18 protein-coding genes and 1 tRNA gene are annotated in these 22,887 nt (G+C 69.3%); 10 read left to right on the top strand and 9 right to left on the bottom strand.

From position 1 onward, the window contains the following. Positions 1-192: 192 nt before the first annotated feature. The 7 genes from ABZ348_RS17075 (at position 193) to ABZ348_RS17045 (ending at position 9,839) form a co-directional block, all read left to right on the top strand. On the top strand, positions 193-2,136 hold the full coding sequence (locus ABZ348_RS17075) for a PQQ-binding-like beta-propeller repeat protein (protein ID WP_358933747.1): 1,944 nt from the start codon (positions 193-195) through the stop codon (positions 2,134-2,136). 145 nt (positions 2,137-2,281) lie between these two features. Beyond that, positions 2,282-4,129 carry a PQQ-binding-like beta-propeller repeat protein gene (locus ABZ348_RS17070; protein ID WP_358933745.1) on the top strand — a complete coding sequence of 616 codons (1,848 nt, stop codon included), beginning with the start codon at positions 2,282-2,284 and terminating at the stop codon, positions 4,127-4,129. Positions 4,130-4,354: 225 nt separating this feature from the next. Continuing rightward, positions 4,355-5,086: a LuxR C-terminal-related transcriptional regulator gene (locus ABZ348_RS17065; protein WP_358933743.1), complete on the top strand. Its 732-nt coding sequence runs from the start codon at positions 4,355-4,357 to the stop codon at positions 5,084-5,086. 415 nt (positions 5,087-5,501) lie between these two features. Continuing rightward, a complete protein-coding gene (gene galT, locus ABZ348_RS17060) occupies positions 5,502-6,545 on the top strand; it encodes a galactose-1-phosphate uridylyltransferase (protein WP_358933741.1) in 1,044 nt (347 codons plus the stop codon). Further along, positions 6,542-7,501 (top strand): UDP-glucose 4-epimerase GalE, encoded by a 960-nt coding sequence (gene galE, locus ABZ348_RS17055; RefSeq protein WP_358933739.1) that lies wholly within the window; start codon positions 6,542-6,544, stop codon positions 7,499-7,501. Before galT ends, galE begins: the two co-directional genes overlap by 4 nt. Then, complete coding sequence (gene galK / locus ABZ348_RS17050; protein ID WP_358933737.1) at positions 7,498-8,601, top strand: galactokinase; 1,104 nt, start codon at positions 7,498-7,500, stop codon at positions 8,599-8,601. Before galE ends, galK begins: the two co-directional genes overlap by 4 nt. 461 nt (positions 8,602-9,062) lie before the next feature. Next, positions 9,063-9,839, top strand: a complete 777-nt coding sequence (locus tag ABZ348_RS17045) for a response regulator transcription factor (protein WP_358933735.1) — start codon at positions 9,063-9,065, stop codon at positions 9,837-9,839. Here the strand turns inward: ABZ348_RS17045 and tamR are convergent. After that, positions 9,798-10,295 (bottom strand): MarR family transcriptional regulator TamR, encoded by a 498-nt coding sequence (gene tamR, locus ABZ348_RS17040; protein WP_329020134.1) that lies wholly within the window; start codon positions 10,293-10,295, stop codon positions 9,798-9,800. The two genes, ABZ348_RS17045 and tamR, sit on opposite strands and share 42 nt — an antisense overlap. Positions 10,296-10,426: 131 nt before the next feature. Here tamR and ABZ348_RS17035 point away from each other — a divergent pair, with 131 nt between their 5' ends. Next, positions 10,427-11,290: a trans-aconitate 2-methyltransferase gene (locus ABZ348_RS17035; protein ID WP_358933733.1), complete on the top strand. Its 864-nt coding sequence runs from the start codon at positions 10,427-10,429 to the stop codon at positions 11,288-11,290. A gap of 222 nt (positions 11,291-11,512) precedes the next feature. On the opposite strand, the gene ABZ348_RS17030 is transcribed toward ABZ348_RS17035, so the two are convergent. Further along, the gene (locus ABZ348_RS17030) at positions 11,513-12,193 is read right to left on the bottom strand and encodes a TetR/AcrR family transcriptional regulator (protein WP_358934011.1); all 681 of its coding nucleotides are present in this window, start codon (positions 12,191-12,193) and stop codon (positions 11,513-11,515) included. Further along, positions 12,193-13,182: a fatty acid desaturase gene (locus ABZ348_RS17025; protein ID WP_358933731.1), complete on the bottom strand. Its 990-nt coding sequence runs from the start codon at positions 13,180-13,182 to the stop codon at positions 12,193-12,195. Before ABZ348_RS17025 ends, ABZ348_RS17030 begins: the two co-directional genes overlap by 1 nt. 216 nt (positions 13,183-13,398) lie before the next feature. On the opposite strand from ABZ348_RS17025, the gene ppc reads away from it, so the two are divergent. Further along, positions 13,399-16,128: a phosphoenolpyruvate carboxylase gene (gene ppc / locus ABZ348_RS17020; protein WP_358933729.1), complete on the top strand. Its 2,730-nt coding sequence runs from the start codon at positions 13,399-13,401 to the stop codon at positions 16,126-16,128. Positions 16,129-16,220: 92 nt separating this feature from the next. Here the strand turns inward: ppc and ABZ348_RS17015 are convergent, their stop codons facing one another. The 6 genes from ABZ348_RS17015 to ABZ348_RS16990 all read right to left on the bottom strand — a co-directional run bounded on the left by ABZ348_RS17015 (position 16,221) and on the right by ABZ348_RS16990 (position 21,031). Then, positions 16,221-16,691: a hypothetical protein gene (locus tag ABZ348_RS17015; RefSeq protein WP_358933727.1), complete on the bottom strand. Its 471-nt coding sequence runs from the start codon at positions 16,689-16,691 to the stop codon at positions 16,221-16,223. A gap of 66 nt (positions 16,692-16,757) precedes the next feature. Then, positions 16,758-17,354, bottom strand: a complete 597-nt coding sequence (pth, locus tag ABZ348_RS17010; RefSeq protein ID WP_358933725.1) for an aminoacyl-tRNA hydrolase — start codon at positions 17,352-17,354, stop codon at positions 16,758-16,760. Positions 17,355-17,434: 80 nt separating this feature from the next. Next, on the bottom strand, positions 17,435-18,034 hold the full coding sequence (locus ABZ348_RS17005) for a 50S ribosomal protein L25/general stress protein Ctc (RefSeq protein ID WP_358933724.1): 600 nt from the start codon (positions 18,032-18,034) through the stop codon (positions 17,435-17,437). Positions 18,035-18,311: 277 nt separating this feature from the next. After that, complete coding sequence (locus tag ABZ348_RS17000; protein ID WP_358933722.1) at positions 18,312-19,289, bottom strand: ribose-phosphate diphosphokinase; 978 nt, start codon at positions 19,287-19,289, stop codon at positions 18,312-18,314. A 113-nt stretch (positions 19,290-19,402) separates the two neighbouring features. Then, positions 19,403-20,851, bottom strand: a complete 1,449-nt coding sequence (gene glmU / locus ABZ348_RS16995; RefSeq protein WP_358933720.1) for a bifunctional UDP-N-acetylglucosamine diphosphorylase/glucosamine-1-phosphate N-acetyltransferase GlmU — start codon at positions 20,849-20,851, stop codon at positions 19,403-19,405. Positions 20,852-20,960: 109 nt separating this feature from the next. Then, positions 20,961-21,031, bottom strand: a tRNA-Gln gene (locus tag ABZ348_RS16990). Between the two features lie 235 nt (positions 21,032-21,266). On the opposite strand from ABZ348_RS16990, the gene ABZ348_RS16985 reads away from it, so the two are divergent. Then, on the top strand, positions 21,267-22,580 hold the full coding sequence (locus ABZ348_RS16985) for a histidine kinase (RefSeq protein ID WP_358933718.1): 1,314 nt from the start codon (positions 21,267-21,269) through the stop codon (positions 22,578-22,580). Positions 22,581-22,887 lie beyond the last annotated feature (307 nt).

The following is a 22,887-nucleotide window of genomic DNA, read 5'->3' as shown; positions in this document are numbered from 1 at the left end:
GGGCACAGGGTGGACCGGACAGGCATCTGAACTGACTCGGGTGATAGAAAGAAGTCCCGCTCAGATGCAGTGAGAACGCGGGACCCCTGTCCGAAAACGCTCCGTCCCGGGGGACGGCCCCTACCCACGGGGTCGCCGGGACAGCGGGGGAGGCAGCTCGGGCGGCGGTTCCGTACGAAGGGGGATGCGCTGATGTCTCAGCCGCCCGAACAGGAACCGCAGGGAGGCTTCGGAGCTCCCCGGGACCCGCACCAGCAGGTCCCTCCGCCGCCCGCGGCGCCACCGCCGCAGCCGCCGACCGGCGCACCGGGCTACGGCTATCCGCAGCAACCGCCGCAGCAGCCCGGTCCGTACGGCCAGCAGCAGCCCGGTGCCTACGGCGAGCAGCAGCCGGGCCCCTACGGCCAGCAGCCCGGTCCGTACCAGCAGCAGCCGGGGCCCTACCAGCAGCCGGGCGGCCCTCCGCAGCAACCGCCGCAACAACCCGGTCCGTACGGCCAGCAGCAGCCCGGTGCCTACGGCCAGCAGCCCGGTCCCTACGGTCAACAGCCGTCCGCCGGCGCACCCGGGTACGGCTATCCGCAGCAGACCGCGCCCTACCCGCAGGCTCCCGGACCGTACGGCTATCCGGGGGCGCAACCGCAGTACCCGGGCGGGCCCGTACCGCCCGCACCGCCGACCGGCGGCGGACCCGGGCGGTTCTTCAAGGGCAAGCCGGGCGTCATCATCGCCGCGGCGGTGGCCGCACTGCTCGTGATCGGCGGCGGCGCCTACCTCATAGCCGGCGGCGATGACGAGGGCAGCGGCAAGAAGAAGAACGTCAGCAAGAGCGCGGATCCCAAGCCCTCCACCTCCGCATCCGTCGACGAGGGCGACGGCACCGGTGGCGAGAAGGCCGACGACGACCTCAACGCCGGCCGCAAGAGCGGCGAGGCGAAGGTCCTCTTCCTGACGACCAACGACGTGGACCTGCCGCGCAACGGCTCCGATGTGTTCGGACCCTGGGTGGCCGGTGATGTCGTGGCCAAGGCCATGTACCGGGAGGTCGCCGGGTACTCCGTCACCGACGGCTCCAAGAAGTGGTCCGTGCCCGTCGCCACCGAGGTGTGCTCGGCACCCGTACAGGCGTCCGCCGACGGGAAGATCGTCGTCGGCGTCAAGAACGGCACCACCGAAAAGGCCAAGTGCCTCGACCTCCAACTGATCGACATCAAGACCGGCAAGGCCGGCTGGAAGAAGTCCATCCCCGAGGGGTTCGGCTTCTCCGGGCTGAGCGAGTTCACGCTGTCGATCAGCGGCAACACCCTCACCGCCGCCGGCACGGGCAGCTCGTACGGGTTCTCGCTCACCGACGGCCGCCAGCTCTTCAAGGGGCCGACCTCGGGCTGCAAGCCGTTCGCGTTCGCCGGCGGACCCAAGTTGCTCGCCGCCTCCAGCTGCCCGACGGCCGACTACAACAAGCCCCAGCAGCAGATCCACGAGGTGGACCCGACCACGGGCAAGCACCGGTGGACCTTCAAGCTGAAGCCCGGTTGGGAAGTCGACAAGGTCTACTCGACCAATCCGACGGTGGTCTCCCTCATCCAGCGCGAACCGAAGCAGTGGGCCATCCTCGCGCTCAACGCCAACGGCACCCAGCGTTCGCAGATCGACGGCGGGAAGGACAAGTTCCGTCCGCGCTGCGGCGGCTCGTTCGTGATCTTCGGGGAGAACCTGGAGGGCTGCACCGGCGTCGCCGCGGACGCCAACACCTTCTACATGGCGACCGAGGGCAAGCGGCTCGGCGGTGCCAACGAGGTCGTCGCCTTCAGCCTCGACACCGGCAAGGCCAAGTGGCGCTCCCCGGCGATCGGCGACCGGGCGATGACCCCGCTGCGGATGGAGGGCGGCGACCTCCTCGTCTACCAGTCGGGATCCTTCGACAAGGGCGGCGCGGTGGCCACCATCGCCCCGACCGGCGGTGCGCCCAAGGTGCTGCTCCAGCATCCGGAGTCGACCGCCCGGATCGAAGGCACCATCTGGACGCCGCGCATGGTCTACGCCGACGGTCGGTTCTTCATGGCGAGCAGCCGGGTCTCCGCGTCCAACGACGCCGAGGAGAAGCAGGTCAAAACCATGATGGCGTTCGGCAAGTGAGCTTCACCCCGTGTTCTCGGGGACCGGTTCGCACCGGTCCCCGGACCGCTCGCCGGCTGGATGCGCCGGCCGTTCTCGGGTCGGGCCGCAGCACCCGTGCGGACTCCCTCCCGGTCTCCCACTCCCCTTCCGAGGTACGTACGCCATGACGCAGCCACCTCCGCCGAACCAGCCGCCGCAGGGCGGTGGTTTCGGCGCGCCCCAGGAGCCGCCCGCAGGGGGCTTCGGCGCCCCGCAGGAGCCCTCCGGACCGGGTTTCGGCGCTCCCCAAGAGCCCACGGCCCCGGGTTTCGGCACTCCGACGCCCGGTCAGGGCCAGCCCGGTTACGGCTATCCCCAGACGCCGCAACAGCCGCAACAACCGCAGTACGGCTATCCGCAACAGCCGCAGGCACCGGGCCAGCAACCGCAGTACGGCTATCCCCAACAGCCCCAGGCACCGGGCCAGCAGCCGGGCTACGGCCATCCGACCGCACCCATGCAGCAGCAGTACCCGGCTCCCGGCCCCGGCGGTGGTCCCGGCGGCGGCAAGAAGCTCAGCACCCAGATGCGGATCGTGATCGCGGCGGCCGTCGCCGTGGTCCTGATCGTCGGCAGCGGGGTCTACTTCGCCAACACGCGGGACGACGGTGACACGAAGGACACGGCCGACAAGAACACCTCCCAGCGCAAGGACGGCCCGTCAGAAGACGGTTCGCAGGGAGCGGAGGGCGGGAAGCCCGGTGACGGCCCGGGCAAGGAGAAGGCGCCCGCCAACGTCAACTCGAAGGTGGCGTTCCAACTGCCGGAACCGGCCCGTACCGACCTCACGGACGTCCAGGGCTCCTGGGTCACCGACAAGGCGTACGTGAAGCCCGGAGTGCGGTCCATCACCGGCTACGACCCGGCCAAGGGCACCGTGCTGTGGACCCTGCCCCTGCCGGGCCAGATCTGTGCCGCCTCCCGTCAGCAGCCCACGGACAACAAGGTCGCCATCGCGTTCGAGCCCGGCAAGCGCACGCCCCCGCGCAACTTCCAGCAGTGCACGGAGGTAGGCGTCGTCGATCTGGCGGCCGGCAAGCTGCTCTGGAGCAAGTCCCTCACCAGCACCACCAGCGGTGACAAGAAGGTGAGCTTCAACGAGATCACCCAGAGCGGCCAGACGGTGGCCGCAGGGGGTCTCGACGGGGGCGCGGCCTTCGACCTCGACAGCGGCGCGGTCCGCTGGAAGCCGACGGTCAACGCCGACCAGTGCGACGACCTCGGATACGGCGGTGGCCCCGCCCTGGTCGCGATCCGCAAGTGCGGCGGCTACGACAACGCCCAGATCATCGTGCAGTCGGTCAACCCGGACAACGGGACCCCACTGTTCTCGTACAAGCTCCCGGCGGGCGTCGAGTACGCGAGCGTCGTGTCCAGCAAGCCGCTCGTGGTCGCTGCCGACGTGGGCGACACGGCCGGCGCCGGAGGCTTCTCCGACCTCTTCTCGCTGGACGACAAGGGCGCGCTCCGGGCCAAGATCTCGGCGACGGGCGACAAGTTCCAGGCCCGCTGCCGCACCACCGAGGTCGAGAGCTGCACCAAGATCGTCGTCGGCAACGACCGCGTCTACCTGCCGACCGCCGACCACGACGGCGCCAGCGAGTACGGCGACACCAACGAGATCGTCTCGTACGACCTCGCCACCGGGAAGCCCACGAGCGACCGCGCCGACGCGGGCGACCGCTACTCGATGTTCCCGCTGCGCATGGACGGTGGGAACCTCATCGCCTACAAGTGGCCCCCGTATGACGCGGGCGGTCAGGTCGTCAGCATCGACGGCGCCACCTTCAAGCAGACCGTGCTGATGAAGAATCCGGCGGACCGCTCGGTACGGGAGTCGGAGACCGCCTTCTCCTCCGACTCGGCCGAGTACCGGTACGCCAATGGCCGGCTCTATGTCGGTGCCACGTTGATGAGCAAGTCGTCCATCGGAAAGAAGTATCTGGCCGTGGCCTTCAGTACGGCCGACTGATAGCCGCTTCTCGCGCTTCCTTGGCCCGGCCGATCGGTGAACCGAAATGCCGGGCCAAGGTCATGCTTTGGTCATGGGAAGGTCATAAGTAGCCCTGTTTGGTGAAGAATTCGGCAGTACGGGGGACTTCTCACAAGTTAGCGCGGCGCAAAGTCGAACAAGCGTGTAACTTGCCGGGGCAGGGCCGGGGTGGAGCGGCATGCGGCGGGGGATAGGAGTTGCTCGATGGGCGTGCGGCTCATGGTGGTCGACGATCACCGACTGCTCGCGGAGGCGCTCGCCTCAGCATTGAAGCTGCGGGGGCACCGGGTGCTCGCCGCGGCGGCGCCGGCCGCGGGTGCGGCTGATCTGGTGGTCAGTAGGGCGCCGGAAGTCTGTTTGTTGGGTACGGCGACACCGGCGGAGCCGGGCGCCTTCGATCCGATTGTGAAGATCAAGCGGGAGCGGCCCCAGGTGGCCGTGGTGGTCCTGGGCCCGGTGCCCTCCCCCCGCGGTATCGCGGCGGCCTTCGCCGCCGGTGCCTCCGGATATGTGCGCCACGACGAGCGCATCGAGGGAGTCGAGCGGGCCATGGTCAAGGCGCGGGCGGGCGAGGCGGTGGTCGCCCCTCAGCTCCTCCAGGGCGCTTTTTCGGAACTGCTCAACCCGGTGGCCCAGCCCGACGACGAGGGCCAGCGGTTGTTGCACCTGCTGACCCCGCGCGAGGTCGAGGTGCTGGTGCGGGTCGCCGAGGGGGAGGACACCCGGCTGATCGCGGCGGGCATGGGGATCGCACCCAGCACCGCCCGCACCCATGTCCAGCGTGTCTTGATGAAACTCGGCGTCGGCTCCCGGTTGGAGGCCGCGGCGTTGGCGGCCCGCACGGGGCTGCTGGACCGGGCGACGGCGTCACCGGGAGTCTTCCCGCCCGCGCTGTCGTCCACGGTGCCCCGGCCGTCGCTGCCGATGGAGCGCTGACCGCCGAGCCGTTACGCGTGCCTTCGGGCGGGCAGCGGAGTCGAGGACTCGTGGCCGGGCGGGACGCCCGGCCGTACGGATGTCGAAGACGGAGCGGCCTTGCCGCACCCCCGTTCGCGGAGGGTGCGGCAAGGCCGCTCCGTTCTGTTTCCCGTGCGGGCCGCGTCCCCGGTTCCCTCCCGCGTTGCGGAGCGTGCGCCGGACGGATCGGGTGGGGGACAGATCGCGTGCTGGGCGGAACGTTCGCGCGGCGGGGAGCGTGTGTCCGGAGGGATCGTGCGTCCGGCGGAACTTGGGCCACCGAACGGGTGGTCCGATCCCCGGATCCCAGTGGAAGACCAGCGTCTTCCTTGCCTTGATTGTTTGATTGTGGTTTTTTATGTGTGATTCTGTTGAGGTAGGAGGGAGTCTGTGGGTGAAGAAGACCGCGACCCGTCTCGCCGATGGTCGAGAGCTGCTCTATTACGACTGCCGTGACGACACCGTGCGCGAGGTGATCGACCGAAGACCCCTCGCACCGGTCACCACCGGCTCCGAGATCCGGCGCGACCCCCTGCTCGGCGATTTCGTCGCCATCGCCTCCCACCGTCAGGAGCGCACCTACCAGCCGCCCCCCGGCGAATGCCCCCTCTGTCCGTCCCGCGACGGGCGCCTCAGCGAAATCCCCGCCGCCGACTACGACGTGGTCGTCTTCGAGAACCGGTTCCCCTCCCTCGCGGGGAACTCCGGCCGCTGTGAAGTGGTCTGCTTCACCCCCGACCACGACGGCTCCTTCGCCGACCTCGACGAGGAGCAGACCGGGCTGGTGCTCGCTGCCTGGACCGATCGCACCGCGACCCTGGCCGCACTGCCGCAGGTCGAGCAGGTCTTCTGCTTCGAGAACCGCGGCGCCGACATCGGGGTGACGCTCGCCCACCCCCACGGACAGATCTACGCCTATCCCTTCGTTACCCCGCGCACGGCCCTGATGCTGCGATCGGCCGAGGCGCACCGGCGGAGCACCGGCGGAAACCTCTTCGACGACGTGGTCGCCCGTGAACTGGCGGCGCGCGAACGCATGGTTCTCATGGGGGAGGAGTGGCTGGCGTTTGTCCCCTATGCCGCGCACTGGCCGTATGAAGTGCATCTCTATCCACGGCGTCGGGTCGCCGACCTCCGCGGGCTCGATGAAGCGGCCCGAGCGGAATTCCCCCGGATCTATCTCGAACTCCTGCGGAGATTCGACCGACTGTTCGGAATCTCCGGATCGCCGACGCCCTATGTCTCCGCGTGGCACCAGGCGCCCTTCCACGCATCCGGACGGGATGACTTCGCACTCCATCTTGAGCTTTTCACCATTCGCAGGACTTCCGGCAAGCTGAAGTACCTCGCCGGCTCGGAGTCCGGTATGAGCGTCTTCATCAACGATGTACAGCCGGAGTCCGCGGCCCGGCGACTGCGAGAGGCGGCCAGTCAATGAGCAGGTATCTGGTGACCGGTGGGGCCGGATTCATCGGCAGCGTGGTGACGCTCCACTTGCTGTCGGCGGGACACGAGGTCACCGTCCTCGACAACCTCTCCACCGGGTTCCGCACGGCGGTCCCCGAAGGCGCCGACTTCATCGAGGGGGATGTGCGCGAGGCCGCCGACTGGCTGGACCCCAGCTACGCCGGAGTCCTGCACTTCGCCGCCTTCTCGCAGGTCGGCGAGTCCGTCACCTGTCCCGAGAAGTACTGGGAGAACAACACGGGCGGCACGATGGCCCTGTTGGCGGCCATGCGCGCGCACCGCGTGCGGACGCTCGTCTTCTCGTCCACGGCCGCGGTGTACGGGGAGCCGGCGCGCACGCCCATCACCGAGTCCGATCCGACCGCGCCGACCAACCCGTACGGAGCGTCCAAGCTCGCCGTCGACCACATGATCTCGGGCGAGGCCGCCGCCCACGGCCTCGCGGCCGTCTCCCTGCGCTACTTCAACGTGGCCGGTGCCTACCGGGGCCTCGGTGAGCGCCACGACCCCGAAACCCATCTGATCCCCCTTGTCCTCGGCGTCGCCCTCGGCAGCCGGGCGTCCATCTCCGTGTACGGGGACGACTACCCCACTCCGGACGGCACCTGTGTACGGGACTACATCCACGTCGCCGACCTCGCCGACGCCCATCTGCTGGCGCTCGGCGCGGCCGTTGCGGGGGAGCATCTGATCTGCAACCTCGGCAACGGCCGGGGCTTCTCCGTGCGCGAGGTCATCGACGCCGTACGCACGATCACCGGGCATCCGGTGCCGGTGGTCCCCGCGGCCCGCCGTGCGGGCGATCCGGCCGCGCTGGTGGCGTCCGCGGCCCTCGCCCGAACGCGGCTCGGCTGGACCCCCAAGCGGTCGGACCTGGCCGGGATCATCACGGATGCCTGGGAGTTCGCCCGGGTGCGCGCCTCATGAGCGCAGGGGTGTGGACCGCGCCCGGCCGGGTGAACCTCATCGGCGAACACACCGACTACAACGACGGTCTGGTGATGCCCTTCGCCCTGCCGCTCGCCATCGAGGTCAGCGCGTCCCCGCGCACGGACGGACGGCTGCGGCTGTCCTCCGCGAACGCCCCGGGCCAGAGCGTCGAACTCCGGATCGAGGACCTCGCACCCGGCAGCGGTCCGGGCGGGTGGACCGACTATCCCGCGGGGGTGGTCTGGGCCCTGCGGGAGGCGGGCCACCCGGTCGCCGGCGCGGACCTCCACTTCGATTCGACGCTGCCGACCGGCGCCGGACTGTCCTCGTCGGCCGCCCTTGAGGTCGTCACCGGCCTCGCCCTGCGCGATCTCCACGAACTCGACGTGAACCGCACGGAACTCGCCCTGCTCTGCCGTCGAGCGGAGAACGTCTACGCGGGCGCCCCCACCGGGATCATGGACCAGATGGCGTCCGCGTGCTGCACCGAAGGACACGCCCTCCTGCTGGACACCCGGGATCTGTCCGGACGTCAGATCCCCCTGGACCTCGCAGCGCGGGGCCTGGCCCTCCTGGTCGTCGACACGCGTGTCACCCACGCGCACAGCCAGGGCGAGTACGGGGAGCGCCGTGCGGGCTGTGAGTCGGCGGCACGGCTGTTGGGGGTGCCTGCGCTACGGGACCTGACTCCGCAGGACCTCCCGGCGGCACTGGAACGGCTACCGACCGGGTTGGGCCCCCTGGTGCGCCATGTGGTGACCGAGAACGCGCGGGTGGAGCGGTCGGCCGAACGGCTGCTGGTGGGCGAGCCCGGCGAACTCGGTCCGATCCTCACCGAGGGCCATGCTTCGCTGCGGGACGACTTCCGGGTCTCCTGTCCGGAACTGGACCTCGTGGTGGAGTCGGCGCTGGCCGCGGGCGCGCTCGGGGCACGGATGACCGGGGGCGGATTCGGCGGCTCGGCGATCGCCCTGGTCCCCGGGGCGCAGGCGGGGGCGGTGGCGGACGCGGTCGTGTCCGCCTTCGGCCGGGCTTCGTACCGTACGCCCCTCGTGCTGGAGGCCGTTCCGTCCAGCGGGGCGAGACGTCTGTCCTGACCCCGGACGAGCGCGCCGCACCCGAGGGGATTTCCTTCCCGGTGAAGGTTCGCGACCGCATCCTGCTCCGGAGCACCCGGCAGCCCGTGATCCGCTGTCAGGAGCTCCGGGCGGGTTGGCTGCTGGGCCGGCGGGTTGGAGAAAGAGCGGGGTAGAAGAAGTACGTCGACTCTCCGTCGTCAACTCGTCGATCTCTGTCGACTTCCGCCCCAATACCAAACAATCAGCGCACCCGGCACAGTTCAGGCAATCAGTTCTGCAAATATCCTTCCCCCAGGTCCCCCCGCCCGTACTCTGATCCTCAGCGCCGGTGGGGGCCGGTGTTGATCAGGGGGCGAGACAGTCGGGTAGGACACCCGGGGGCGGGGAACCAGGCACAGCACGGCGTCGGCCGGGCAGGTGCTGCAACCATGTCTCCGGGCGCCGAGTCCGTCGATCGCCCTCCGAGCCAGGGGGTGTCTGTGGTCCGTATTCGGGTCCTGGTGGTTGATGACCACCGAATCTTTGCCGAGTCGCTCGCTGCCGCTCTTGCGGCCGAGCCCGACGTCGACGTCGCCGCTGCCGGCAGTGGACCTGCCGCGCTGCGATGTCTGGAGCGGGCGGCGGGTGAGGGTCGGGCGTTCGACGTGATGCTCGTCGACGCCGATCTCGGTGCAGCGCACGGCGGTTTCGCCCGTGCGCCCGTCGCCCGTGCCGTGTCCGACGAGGGCGACGACGGCCTCGTGGACGGCATAACGCTGGTCGAGGGCGTGCGCACCGGCCAGCCGTCCGTCCGTACGGTGGTGTTGGCCGAGAAGGACGATCCGCGCCGGGCTGCTTTGGCGCTCCAGGCCGGAGCCTCCGGCTGGGTCGCCAAGGACTGCTCGCTCCAGCGGCTGTTGGCCGTGATCCGCGGAGTCCTGCGGGACGAGACGCATCTGCCGCCTGCGCTGCTCACGGGCGTGCTGCGGGAGTTGACCGCGGCGCGCAAGCACCGCACGGAGAGCGAGCGGCTCGTGGAGTCCCTCACCCCGCGCGAGCGCGAGGTGTTGAGGTGCATGGTCGCGGGGCTCGGTCGCAAGGCCGTGGCCGAGCGGCTGTTCCTCTCCCCGCACACCGTCCGCACCCACATGCAGAACGTGCTGGGCAAGCTGGGCGTGCACTCCACGCTCGCCGCCGTGGCGCTCGCCCGCCGCGCGGGTGTGGGTCCGGTGGACCTAGCCGGGGATGTTGTCGAACGGGGCGGTCAGCTGGCGTAGCAGGGCCGCCAGCTCCGCCCGCTGGGCCCGGGACAGCTCGCCGAGGATCGCACGCTCCTGGTCGAGCAGTCCCGCCAGCGCCTGGTCCGCGCGGTCCCGGCCCTCTGCGGTCAGGCGCACCAGTACCCCGCGCCTGTCGCTGGGGTCGGGCAGCCGCTCCACGAGACCCTTCTTGGCCAGCCTGTCGATGCGGTTGGTCATGGTGCCCGACGTCACGAGCGTCTGGGTCAGCAGTTGTCCCGGGGAGAGCTGGTAGGGCGCTCCTGCGCGCCGCAGCGAGGTCAGTACGTCGAACTCCCACGGTTCGAGCTGGTGCTCGGAGAATGCGAGTCGTCGGGCGCGGTCGAGATGGCGGGCGAGCCGGGAGACCCGGCTGAGCACCTCCAGCGGTTCCACGTCGAGGTCAGGGCGCTCGCGACGCCATGCTGCGACCAATCGATCGACCTCGTCCTCCATAACGATCAGTGTAAAGGGTCTGTCGACATGAAGTCTCTTGACGTCAAGATATTCTCTGCTGGACGATGACGCCGTCGACGGGCGTACCGCTCCCGCCGTCCGTCCCCGTACGCCCCAGCGAGGAAAACACCATGACCACCGAACCGCCGGTTGCCCCCACGCCAGCCACCTGGGACCCCCAGCAGTACCTCCGCCACTCAGGCCACCGCACCCGTCCCTTCCTGGACCTCCTCGCCCGCATCCCGGACCTCCCCGCCGAGCGCGACGGGGCTGCGCGGCCGATCCGGATCGCCGATCTCGGCTGTGGCGCGGGCAATGTCACCGCACTCCTCGCCGATCGTTGGCCCACCGCCCGGATCACCGGCTTCGACAACTCCCCCGACATGCTCGCCACGGCCGAACGCGACCACGCGGGCCCCACCCGCGGTGGCGGACACCTCGACTTCCGCCCCGGTGACGCCCAGGAGTGGACGCCCGCACCGGCGTCGTACGACCTGATCGTCTCCAACGCCCTCCTGCACTGGGTGCCCGACCACGCCGCCTCCTTCGACCGCTGGATCGACGGCCTCACGCCGGGCGGCACCTTCGCCTTCCAGGCCCCGGGAAATTTCGCCGCCCCCAGCCACACCCTGCTCGTCGAACTGCTCACCTCGCCGCGCTGGCACGAGCGCCTCGCAGGAGCGCGCGAGCGTGCCGCCGTGCTGGAACCCGCCGACTATCTGAACCGCCTGCTGGACCTCGGCTGCACCGCCGACGTCTGGGAGACCACCTACGCCCAACTGCTGCCCGGCGAGGACCCCGTACTCGACTGGCTCAAGGGCACCACCCTGCGCCCAGTCCTGACCGAACTGGCGGACGACGACGATGCCAGGGAGGAGTTCCTCGATGAGTACCGAGAGCTGCTGCGCACCGCCTATCCGACGGGACCGCACGGCACCGTCTACCCCTTCCGCCGCCTCTTCGCCGTCGCCCGGAAAGCCGCTCCCACCGGGTGAAGACACGCGGCGTGAAGACCCCTTCCGCCCGGTGAAGAGCGATCCCCCAGCGTGACGCATCGCCTATGGGCGGACGTCCCGGTGCGAACCGGTTGGGGCCCACGGAAGCCGTCGAAGCGCGCCCGTGGCACCGGTGCCCCTTCCCGGGCTCCGCACGACGACGCCCCGGACGCTCAAGCGATGAGCGACCGGGGCGACGGGCGGGTGTGCGACGGGGGTCCGTCAGTTCTTGCGGTGACCTATCAGACGGGGTTTCTGCTCCAGGCCATCGAGGCCGTGCCAGGCCAGATTCACCAGATGGGCCGCGACCTCGGCCTTCTTCGGCCGGCGTGCGTCCAACCACCACTGGCCGGTCAGCGCGACCATGCCCACCAAGGCCTGTGCGTACAGCGGGGCCAGCTTGGGATCGAAGCCGCGGTTCTTGAACTCCATCCCGAGGATGTCCTCGACCTGGGTGGCGATATCGCTGATCAGCGAGGCGAAGGTGCCCGTCGACTGGGCCACCGGCGAGTCCCGGACCAGGATCCGGAAGCCGTCCGTGTACCGCTCGATGTAGTCGAGCAGGGCGAACGCCGCCTGCTCCAGCAGCTCGCGCGGATGGCCGGCCGTCAGGGCGCCCGTCACCCCCTCCAGCAGTTGGCGCATCTCGCGGTCCACGACCACCGCGTACAGCCCCTCCTTGCCGCCGAAGTGCTCGTACACCACCGGCTTGGAGACTCCGGCCTTGGCGGCGATCTCCTCCACCGACGTGCCCTCGAAGCCCTTGTCGGCGAAGAGGGTGCGACCGATGTCCAGCAGTTGCTCGCGACGCTCCGCGCCGGTCATCCGCACCCGGCGCGCCCGCCGTCCGGCGCGGGCCTTGTCCGTACCACTACTGCTGCCTTCGGTCGCCACGTCATCCATCATGCCGTGTCAGTGCTCGGAACGGGATCGCCCTTGCGCTTGGCATCGATACGGGACTCGCTGGGCCAGCGGACGTCATACGCCCACCCGAACTGCTCGAACCAGCGGATCAGCCGGGCGCTGGAATCCACCTGGCCCTTCAGCACCCCGTGCCGTGCGCTCGTCGGGTCCGCGTGGTGCAGGTTGTGCCAGGACTCGCCGCAGGACAGCACCGCCAGCCACCAGACGTTGCCCGAGCGGTCCCGGGACTTGAACGGGCGCTTGCCGACCGCATGGCAGATCGAGTTGATCGACCAGGTCACGTGGTGCAGGAGCGCCACCCGGACCAGCGAACCCCAGAAGAAGGCCGTGAACGCCCCCCACCAGGACATCGTCACCAGACCGCCCACGATCGGCGGGATCGCCAGCGAGAGGATCGTCCACCAGATGAAGTCGCGCGAGATCCGACGGATCGCAGGGTCCTTGATCAGGTCCGGGGCGTACTTGTCCTGCGGGGTCCGTTCCTCGTCGAACATCCAGCCAATATGCGCCCACCACAGCCCCTTCATAAGGGCCGGGACCGTCTCCCCGAACCGCCACGGCGAGTGCGGGTCGCCCTCCGCGTCCGAGAACTTGTGGTGCTTGCGGTGGTCGGCCACCCAGCGCACCAGCGGTCCCTCCACCGCCATCGACCCCGCGATGGCGAGCGCGATCCGCAGCGGACGCTTCGCCTTGAAGGAGCCGTGGGTGAAGTACCGGTGGAAGCCGATGGTGATCCCGTGGCAACCGAGGAAGTACATCGCCGTCATCAAACCCAGGTCCAGCCAGCTCACGCCCCAGCCCCAGGCCAGCGGCACGGCCGCGACCAGCGCCAGGAACGGAACCACGATGAACAGCAGCAGGGCGATCTGCTCGATGGAACCCTTGCTGTCTCCACCGAGGGTGGCGGAGGGAAGGCCCTCGACGCCCTGTTTCTGGGCGTCGCCGAGCACATCGGGGCTTGTCGTCATGAAGGTCCCCTGGGGGGTGAGAGAGGTGAAGACCGAGGCGTGGCTACGGATCCGTAACCTACGGCGACGTAAGTATGTCAGTGCGTAGCTCCGCGGCAAGGGCCCTGTGGATAACGTCAAACGGTGGGCGCCTATCCTTAGGTCTCGTCGGACAGCGCGGTCCGCAGCCTCCAGTACCCCTCCAGACGTGCTTAAACACTGCAAGGAGCCGCACCTGTGAGCAGTGCCGACCAGACACCCACGGCCAGCGCCGAACTCCGTGCCGACATCCGCCGACTGGGCGACCTCCTCGGCGAGACCATCGTCCGCCAGGAGGGTTCCGATCTGCTCGACCTCGTCGAACAGGTCCGCGCCCTCACCCGCAGCGACGGCGAGGCGGCGGCGCAACTGCTGGGCGAGACCGACCTCGAAACCGCGGCCAAGCTGGTGCGCGCGTTCTCCACCTACTTCCACCTGGCCAACGTCACCGAGCAGGTGCACCGCGGCCATGAGATGCGCGAGCGGCGGGCTGCCGAAGGCAGTCTGCTGGCCCGCACCGCGGACCGGCTCAAGGACGCCGACCCGGACCACCTGCGCGAAGCCGTCAAGAACCTCAATGTCCGACCCGTGTTCACCGCGCACCCCACCGAGGCCGCCCGCCGCTCGGTGCTGAACAAGCTGCGCCGCATCGCCCAGCTGCTTGAGGCCCGCGTCGGCCAGGATGACCTGCGCCGCTCCGACCTCCGCCTCGCCGAGAACATCGACCTCATCTGGCAGACCGACGAGCTGCGCGTGGTGCGGCCCGAGCCCGCCGACGAGGCCCGCAACGCCATCTACTACCTCGACGAGCTGCACGCGAACGCCGTCGGCGACGTCCTCGAAGACCTCGCCGCCGAGCTGGAGCGCATCGGCGTCGAACTGCCCGCCGACACCCGTCCGCTGACCTTCGGCACCTGGATCGGCGGCGACCGCGACGGCAACCCCAACGTCACCCCCGCCGTCACCCGTGAGGTGCTGATCCTCCAGCACGAGCACGGCATCACGGACGCCCTGGAACTGATCGACTCCCTGCGCGGACTGCTCTCCAACTCCATCCGCTACACCGGCGCCACCGAGGAGCTCCTCAGCTCCCTCCAGGCCGATCTGGAACGGCTCCCGGAGATCAGCCCCCGCTACAAGCGCCTCAACGCCGAGGAGCCGTACCGTCTCAAGGCCACCTGCATCCAGCAGAAGCTCGTCAACACCCGCGAGCGCCTCGCCAAGGGCATTCCGCACGAGGCCGGCCGTGACTATCTCGGCACCGCCGAGCTGATCAGCGACCTCGCCCTCATCCAGACCTCCCTGCGCGAGCACCGCGGCGGCCTCTTCGCCGACGGCCACATGGACCGTACGATCCGTACGCTCTCGGCCTTCGGCCTTCAGCTCGCCACGATGGACGTCCGCGAGCACGCGGACGCCCACCACCACGCCCTCGGCCAGCTGTTCGACCGACTCGGCGAGGAGTCCTGGCGCTACGCGGACATGCCCCGCGAGCACCGCGAGAAGCTGCTCGCCAAGGAGCTGCGCTCGCGCCGGCCGCTGGCGCCTTCCCCCGCGCCCCTGGACGCGGCGGGCGAGAAGACGCTGGGGGTGTTCCTCACCGTCAAGGAGGCGTTCGAGCGCTTCGGGCCCGAGGTCATCGAGTCGTACATCATCTCCATGTGCCAGGGCGCGGACGACGTCTTCGCCGCGGCCGTGCTGGCCCGTGAGGCCGGACTGATCGACCTCCACGCCGGGTGGGCGAAGATCGGGATCGTGCCCCTGCTGGAGACGACGGACGAACTGCGGGCCGCCGACGTCATCCTCGACGGGATGCTCGGCGACCCCTCCTACCGCCGTCTGGTCTCGCTCCGCGGCGACGTGCAGGAAGTGATGCTCGGCTACTCCGACTCGTCGAAGTTCGGCGGCATCACCACCTCGCAGTGGGAGATCCACCGTGCCCAGCGGCGACTGCGCGACGTGGCCCACCGCCACGGCGTGCGGCTGCGCTTCTTCCACGGCCGCGGCGGCACCGTGGGCCGCGGTGGCGGCCCCTCGCACGACGCGATCCTCTCCCAGCCGTGGGGCACGCTGGAAGGTGAGATCAAGGTGACCGAGCAGGGCGAGGTCATCTCCGACAAGTATCTGATCCCGTCGCTGGCCAGGGAGAACCTGGAGCTGACGGTCGCCGCCACCCTTCAGGCGTCCGCCCTCCACACGGCCCCTCGCCAGTCCGACGAGGCGCTGGCCCGCTGGGACGCGGCGATGGACACCGTGTCGGACGCCGCGCACTCCGCCTACCGGAAGCTGGTCGACGACCCGGACCTGCCCGCGTACTTCTTCGCCTCCACGCCGGTGGACCAACTCGCCGATCTGCACCTCGGCTCCCGGCCGTCCCGTCGTCCCGACTCGGGCGCGGGTCTCGACGGGCTGCGGGCGATCCCGTGGGTCTTCGGCTGGACCCAGTCCCGGCAGATCGTGCCCGGCTGGTTCGGGGTCGGATCGGGGCTCAGGGCGCTACGGGAGGCCGGGCTCGACACGGTCCTCACGGAGATGCACGAGCGCTGGCACTTCTTCCGCAACTTCATCGCCAACGTGGAGATGACGCTCAAGAAGACCGATCTGCGGATCGCCCGCCACTACGTCGACACCCTCGTACCGGACGAGTTGAAGCACGTCTTCGACGCGATCGTGACCGAGCACGAGTTGACGGTCAGTGAGGTCCTGAAGGTCACCGGTGGCGAGCAGTTGCTCGACTCCAACCCGGTGCTCCAGCAGACCTTCGCGATCCGCGACGCCTATCTGGACCCGATCTCCTACCTCCAGGTCTCGCTGCTCGCCCGCCAGCGCGGTGCGGTGGCGCGGGGTGAGGAGCCGGATCCGCTGCTGGCTCGGGCGCTGCTGCTGACGGTGAACGGAGTCGCGGCGGGACTGCGGAACACGGGCTGACGCCTTCCGTCCCCACGTCCGCTGCCCGGTGCGCGCTCGGCGCACCGGGCAGCGGTGTGTTCGAGGGGCGGGGCCGGTGGACGGCCGAGGGTTCAGATGGTCAAGAAGGCGCCGGCCAGTACCCCACCGCCGAGGGCTGCCGCTGCCCAGGCGCACCGGGTCAGTCCCAGCCCACCGCCGATGACGAGGGCGCCGAGCACCAGCGCGCCGCCCAGGGGCAACCAGGCGTGGAAGAGACCGCCCGTGCCCGCCCGTACGACTTCGGCCGTACCGGGCTTCACGACCACCGCCAGCTTTGCGCCCTTCTCCACCGCCACGGACTTCTCGATCGTCATCCCGGTGCGCGGAGCGGCTGCGCCGTCGGGGTCGTAGGGGCCGGTGCACGTCTCTTCACCGCAGCCGGTGACGGTGATGGTCCCGTGCTCTCGGCCCTTGGAGAGGATGACGTGCTGTGCCGTCCCCCAGGACGACCAGACCCCGGCCACCAGGAGCACCAGCGCGACCAGGGACATCAGGAAATAGCGTCCGTACGTCAGCGCGCGGTGCGAAGAACTCCGCTTCATGGGGCGCGATCCTTGGCCATTCGACCGCACTCGGTCAACCTTTGGCCTGAACTGGTGGCTGACTTTTCAGGAGTTATACGTACTCTGCGCGCGCTCCAGGCCCTCGATCACCAAAGACTCCACCGCGTCGGCCGCGCGATCGACGAAGTAGTCGAGTTCCTTGCGCTCCGCACCGGAGAAGTCCTTGAGCACGAAGTCGGCGACCTGCATCCGGCCGGGCGGGCGACCGATCCCGAAGCGCAGCCGGTGGTAGTCAGGTCCCATGGCCTTGGTCATGGACTTCAGACCGTTGTGACCGTTGTCCCCGCCGCCGAGCTTGAGCCGCAGCACGCCGTAGTCGATGTCCAACTCGTCGTGTACGGCGACGATCTGAGTGGTGGGCACCTTGTAGAAGTCGCGCAAGGAGATCACCGGGCCGCCGGAGAGGTTCATGTACGACATGGGCTTGGCCAGCACGATGCGGCGTCCTGCGTCCCCCGGAGGACCGATGCGACCCTCGATGACCTGGGCCTGGGCCTTCTGTGCGCGCTTGAACTTGCCCCCCACGCGTTCCGCGAGGAGGTCGGCGACCATGAAGCCGATGTTGTGGCGGTTGGCCGCATAGCCGGGGCCGGGGTTGCCGAGCCCCACGATCAACCAGGGGGCGTTCGCCGCGGTCGTCATCTGACTGCCTCCATCCGGAAGACCAGCCGCCGCCCGGGCCGAAGGGCCCGGGCGGCGGCTGAAGAGAAAGCGGCGCAGACTCACGCCTCGGCGTTGGCCGCGTCCTCGGTGGACTCGGTCTCGGCAGCGGGCTCCTCGGCCTGCGCGGCGAGGATCTGGATGACGACGGCGTCCTCGTCGATGGCCAGGGTCGTGCCCTTGGGCAGGGAGATGTCCTTGGCGAGGATGGAGGCGCCGGCCTCAAGGCCCTCGATGGAGACCGTGACGGACTCGGGGATGTGGGTGGCCTCGGCCTCGACGGTCAGGGTGTTGAGGACGTTCTCCACCAGGAAGGTGCCCGGGGCCAGGTCGCCTTCGGTGAGGACGGGGATCTCGACGGTGACCTTCTCGCCACGCTTGACCAGCAGCAGGTCCACGTGCTCCAGGTGGCCCTTCAGCGGGTCGCGCTGGACGGCCTTCGGGATCGCGAGCTCGGCGTTGCGGCCCTCGATGTCCAGCGCGAGCAGGACGTTCGGGGTGCGCAGGGCGAGCAGCAGCTCGTGGCCGGGGAGCGAGATGTGGACCGGGTCGGTGCCGTGGCCGTAGAGGACACCGGGCACCTTGTTGGCGCGACGGGTGCGGCGGGCGGCGCCCTTGCCGAACTCGGTACGGAGCTCAGCGGCGATCTTGACCTCGGACATGTGCACTCCTCGTAGGGTGAGAGAACTGGCGGTCACCCGGCCACGACTGGCCTGCTACGAAGAGCGCGTCGATAACGGACCGCTGCGTCCGAAGACGCGGCCTCCCTCGCCGAGCAACTTCGACAGTCTACGCACGTCGGCCCCCAGCACCCAATCGATCACTGACGGCCTCGGCGCAGCGGTCGGGGCAGGGCCGGATATGCCGCAGGGCCCGTACCCCGATGCGGGATACGGGCCCTGCGCTGCGACTGTGCCGGCTCTACGCCTGCTCGTCGCCCTACGCCTGCTCGTCGAAGAGGCTGGTCACCGAGCCGTCCTCGAAGACCTCGCGGACCGCGCGCGCGATCGTGGGGGCCATCGAGAGGACCGTGATCTTGTCCAGCTCCAGGTCCATCGGGTCGGGCAGCGTGTTCGTGAAGACGAACTCGCTCACCTTCGAGTTCTTCAGCCGGTCCGCGGCCGGACCGGAGAGCACTCCGTGGGTCGCGGTCACGATCACGTCTTCGGCGCCGTTGGCGAACAGGGCGTCGGCGGCGGCGCAGATCGTGCCGCCGGTGTCGATCATGTCGTCGACCAGGACGCAGACCCGGCCCTTGACGTTGCCGACGACCTCGTGGACGGTCACCTGGTTGGCGACATCCTTGTCACGGCGCTTGTGGACGATGGCCAGGGGGGCACCGAGACGGTCGCACCAGCGGTCGGCCACGCGGACCCGACCGGCGTCGGGGGAGACCACCGTGAGCTTGGACGGGTCCACCTTGGCGGCCACGTAGTCCGCGAGGAGGGGCAGGGCGAACAGGTGGTCGACCGGGCCGTCGAAGAACCCCTGGATCTGGTCGGTGTGGAGGTCCACCGTGAGGATCCGGTCCGCGCCGGCCGTCTTCATCAGATCGGCGACCAGACGGGCGGAGATCGGCTCACGGCCGCGGTGCTTCTTGTCCTGCCGGGCGTACCCGTAGAACGGCACGATCACGGTGATGCTCCGGGCGGAGGCCCGCTTCAGAGCATCGATCATGATCAGCTGCTCCATGATCCACTTGTTGATGGGAGCGGTGTGGCTCTGCATCAGGAAGCAGTCGGCTCCGCGCGCCGACTCCTGGAAACGTACGTAGATCTCGCCGTTGGCGAAGTCGAAGGCCTTGGTCGGCACCAGGCTGACACCCAGTTGATGTGCGACTTCCTCGGCCAGCTCGGGGTGGGCGCGGCCGGAGAAGAGCATCAGTTTCTTCTCGCCGGTCGTCTTGATCCCGGTCACAGCACTGTCTCCTCAGAGGGTGTTCTCTGGCCGCGGTGTGTTCGCCAGTCGCGAGCCAGCCGAATTTGTGTGCACGTATCACGGTACGCCGAGTTCGGCGCAGCTGTTTCCGGTCAGTTCTCGTCAGTGGCTCGATCCGTGGCCGCTGCGGCGGCCTGCGCAGCCGCGCTGCCGGGGCGCTTGCGGGCCACCCAACCCTCGATATTCCGCTGCTGGCCGCGGGCGACGGCCAGCGAACCCGCCGGTACGTCCTTGGTGATGACCGAGCCGGCGGCGGTGTAGGCGCCGTCCCCGACAGTGACGGGAGCCACAAACATGTTGTCCGACCCCGTCTTGCAGTGTGAGCCGATCGTGGTGTGGTGCTTGGCCTCTCCGTCGTAGTTGACGAACACGCTTGCGGCACCGATGTTGGTGTAGTCGCCGATGGTTGCATCGCCCACGTAGGACAGATGGGGGACCTTGGTGCCCTCGCCGATGACGGCACTCTTCATTTCCACATAGGTGCCCGCCTTGGACTTCGCGCCCAACCGGGTGCCCGGGCGCAGATAGGCGAACGGGCCGACCGAGGCCCCGTCGCCCACCTCGGCTGAGTCGGCGACGGTGTTGTCCACCCGGGCGCCGCTGCCGACCTTGGTGTCCTTGAGGCGGGTGTTGGGACCGACTTCGGCGCCCTCGCCGAGATGGGTGAAGCCCAACAGTTGGGTTCCGGGGTGCACGATGGCGTCTGGCTCAAAAGTGACGGTGACGTCCAGCAGTACGGACGCCGGATCCATCAGGGTCACCCCCGCCAGCATCGCCCGCTCCAGCAACTGCTCGTTGAGCAGCTTGCGGGCCTCGGCCAGCTGGACGCGATTGTTGATGCCGAGGATCTCGCGGTGATCGGTGGCCACGGAGGCCCCGACCCGGTGTCCGTCCGCGCGCAGTATGCCGAGGACGTCGGTGAGGTACTCCTCGCCCTGGCTGTTGTCCGTACGCACCTTGCCGAGGGCGTCGGCGAGGAGCTGTCCGTCGAAGGCGAACACCCCGGAGTTGATCTCCTGGATCGCCCGCTGGGCGGCGGTGGCGTCCTTGTGCTCGACGATCGCGGTGACGGCGCCGGTGGCCGCGTCGCGCACGATGCGTCCGTAGCCGGTCGAGTCCGGGACCTCGGCTGTGAGGACCGTCACTGCGTTGCCGTCGGCGGCGTGGGTGGAGGTCAGCGCGGTGAGCGTCTCGCCCGAGAGCAACGGGGTGTCGCCGCAGACGACCACGACGGTGCCGTCCAAGCCCTGCCCCAGCTCTTCGAGGGCCATGCGGACGGCGTGCCCGGTGCCGTTCTGCTCGGCCTGGAACGCGGTGCGGGTGCCGGCGTACTGCTCGGTGAGGTGCCCGGTGACCTGTTCGCTCGCATGGCCGACGACCACGACGAGGTGCTCCGGTTGCAGCTCGCGTGCGGCACACACGACATGGCCGACGAGGGATCGCCCACTGATTTCGTGCAGGACCTTGGGAGTCTTCGACTTCATGCGGGTGCCCTCACCCGCTGCGAGGACGACGACGGCTGCCGGGCGGTTGACGCTCACGGAAATGCCCTTCGGCTTCGAGTGGTGGACATCCGCAGGATACCGGGGGGTTTCGCCAAGAAAATAAGGGTGGGTCCCGACCTTTGAGGCCGGGACCCACCGCTTTGTGCTCCCAGGGAAGGAATCGAACCCTCATTCAATGGACCAAAACCATTTGTCCTGCCATTAGACGACCTGGGATAGATCGCCCCCTATGTCCGGTCTGACTCGTCGCTGAGTCCTGCTCGACCGGTCGCGATAGGGCAGCCCCTACTATGCCGTACCAACGGCACTTGATGCGACGGTAGGGCGCGGCGCCCTCGAACGAACATCGATTTCGCCGGCCGGAACCACCACCTTGAGAGTTCCAACGGCCGAAACCATCACCACAAAAGTGCCGGGAGAAAGCCCCACCCTCGCCCGTAGGCTGGGAGCCATGACCACAACGGGGGCACACCAGGACGCCACGGGCACGACCGCCCGCGGCTGGCTGTGGTGGGGACGGCGGCGCAGTGTCGCGTTGGACGTGGGGCTCGGTCTGGTCTCCGCGCTGGAGTGCGCCGTCGAAGGGGCGGCCTTCGCGGACAGGACCGCACTGCCCGTTCCCATCGGCGTACTGCTCGGGCTGATCGCAGGGTCGGCGATCGTCGTACGGAGACGCTGGCCGATCGCCGTCGTCCTGGTCGCCATCGCCGTCACACCCGCCGAAATGGGCTACCTGCTGTCCGTCGTCGGCCTCTACACGCTCGCCGCCTCCGAAGTGCCGCGGCGGATCATCGCCATCCTCACCGGGATGTCGCTCATCGGCACCATGATCGTGAGCTTCATCCGGGTCCGCCAGGACGTCGCAGCATCCGACCTCGTCGACCCCGGCGTCTGGTACGTGCCCCTGATGTCGGGCTTCATCGCCGTCGGCGTCACGCTTCCGCCCGTGCTGTTCGGCCTCTACATAGGCGCAAGGCGCCGGCTCATGGAGAGCCTGCGAGAACGTGCCGACAGCCTGGAGCAGGAGCTCTCCCTCCTCGCCGACCGGGCCGAGCAGCGCGCGCAGTGGGCCCGTACGGAAGAACGCACCCGCATCGCCCGCGAAATGCACGACGTCGTCGCCCACCGGGTGAGCCTGATGGTCGTGCACGCCGCGGCGCTCCAGGCCGTGGCGCTGAAGGACCCGCAGAAGGCCGTCAAGAACGCCGCGCTCGTGGGCGACATGGGACGACAGGCGCTGACCGAGCTACGGGAGATGCTCGGGGTGTTGCGTACGGGAGAGGGCGAGCAACGCCACACGGCGTCCGTGCCACTGGCCGCGGTCGGCGCGGCAGCGGCGGCGGCAGCGGCTGCCGCCGCGGAGACCGGACCCTCCCTCACCGAGGTGGACGCCCTCATCGGCCAGTCCCGGCAGACGGGGATGGTGGTGGAACTCCTGGTGCAGGGCGAGGTGCGGGAGTACGCACCCGAGGTCGAGCAGACGGCGTACCGCGTGATCCAAGAGGCCCTCACCAACGTCCACAAGCACGCGGCGGGCGCGAAGGTGAGGGTGCGCATCGCGCATCGGGACGCCGAGGTCGCCATGCAGGTGGAGAACGGTGCGCCCGACACATCGGACGCCGGGAGCGCGGCGGACGCGGATCTGCCGAGCGGGGGGAACGGGCTCGTGGGGATGCGGGAACGGGTGCAGGCGTTGGGCGGGGTGTTCGTGTCGGGGGCGACGGATGCGGGGGGGTTTAGGGTTTCGGCGGTGTTGCCGGGGTGAGGGGGGTGCCCTTGTCGGGTGGGGGGGCTGGCTTGTTCCGGGTGGGGCTCGTTCTTTGGGTTCTGCCTCCGGGGGGTTGGGGGTTCCGTCCTCAAGCGCCGGACGGGCTGGGGTGGCTGGCGCTGGGCCTGTGCCCGGGGCTGGGGTGCGGGTCCCTTCGCTTGTTCCGGGTGGGGCTCGTTCTTTGGGTTCTGCCTCCGGGGGGTTGGGGGTTCCGTCCTCAAGCGCCGGACGGGCTGGGGGTGCTTGGGTTTTGGGGGGCTGGGGTTTTGAGTTAGGAACAGGGGGGTGTAGGGAAAGTATTTTA

Source organism: Streptomyces sp. NPDC005963 (assembly GCF_040638655.1).
In the GTDB taxonomy this organism is placed as follows: Bacteria; Actinomycetota; Actinomycetes; order Streptomycetales; family Streptomycetaceae; genus Streptomyces.
The sequence above is the reverse complement of the archived record's forward strand: the minus strand, read 5'-3'. Positions and strand labels throughout refer to the sequence as shown.

What these genes read in the sequence shown, in the direction of transcription:
- tamR (WP_329020134.1), bottom strand. Translation starts at nt 10,295, where the DNA reads ATGGAGGACGAGGTCGATCGATTGGTCGCAGCATGGCGTCGCGAGCGC.
- ABZ348_RS17030 (WP_358934011.1), bottom strand. Translation starts at nt 12,193, where the DNA reads ATGGATGACGTGGCGACCGAAGGCAGCAGTAGTGGTACGGACAAGGCC.
- ABZ348_RS17015 (WP_358933727.1), bottom strand. Translation starts at nt 16,691, where the DNA reads ATGAAGCGGAGTTCTTCGCACCGCGCGCTGACGTACGGACGCTATTTC.
- galE (WP_358933739.1), top strand. Translation starts at nt 6,542, where the DNA reads ATGAGCAGGTATCTGGTGACCGGTGGGGCCGGATTCATCGGCAGCGTG.
- pth (WP_358933725.1), bottom strand. Translation starts at nt 17,354, where the DNA reads ATGACGACCGCGGCGAACGCCCCCTGGTTGATCGTGGGGCTCGGCAAC.
- galK (WP_358933737.1), top strand. Translation starts at nt 7,498, where the DNA reads ATGAGCGCAGGGGTGTGGACCGCGCCCGGCCGGGTGAACCTCATCGGC.
- ABZ348_RS17075 (WP_358933747.1), top strand. Translation starts at nt 193, where the DNA reads ATGTCTCAGCCGCCCGAACAGGAACCGCAGGGAGGCTTCGGAGCTCCC.
- ABZ348_RS17035 (WP_358933733.1), top strand. Translation starts at nt 10,427, where the DNA reads ATGACCACCGAACCGCCGGTTGCCCCCACGCCAGCCACCTGGGACCCC.
- ABZ348_RS17025 (WP_358933731.1), bottom strand. Translation starts at nt 13,182, where the DNA reads ATGACGACAAGCCCCGATGTGCTCGGCGACGCCCAGAAACAGGGCGTC.
- ABZ348_RS17065 (WP_358933743.1), top strand. Translation starts at nt 4,355, where the DNA reads ATGGGCGTGCGGCTCATGGTGGTCGACGATCACCGACTGCTCGCGGAG.
- ABZ348_RS17005 (WP_358933724.1), bottom strand. Translation starts at nt 18,034, where the DNA reads ATGTCCGAGGTCAAGATCGCCGCTGAGCTCCGTACCGAGTTCGGCAAG.
- ABZ348_RS17070 (WP_358933745.1), top strand. Translation starts at nt 2,282, where the DNA reads ATGACGCAGCCACCTCCGCCGAACCAGCCGCCGCAGGGCGGTGGTTTC.
- ABZ348_RS16985 (WP_358933718.1), top strand. Translation starts at nt 21,267, where the DNA reads ATGACCACAACGGGGGCACACCAGGACGCCACGGGCACGACCGCCCGC.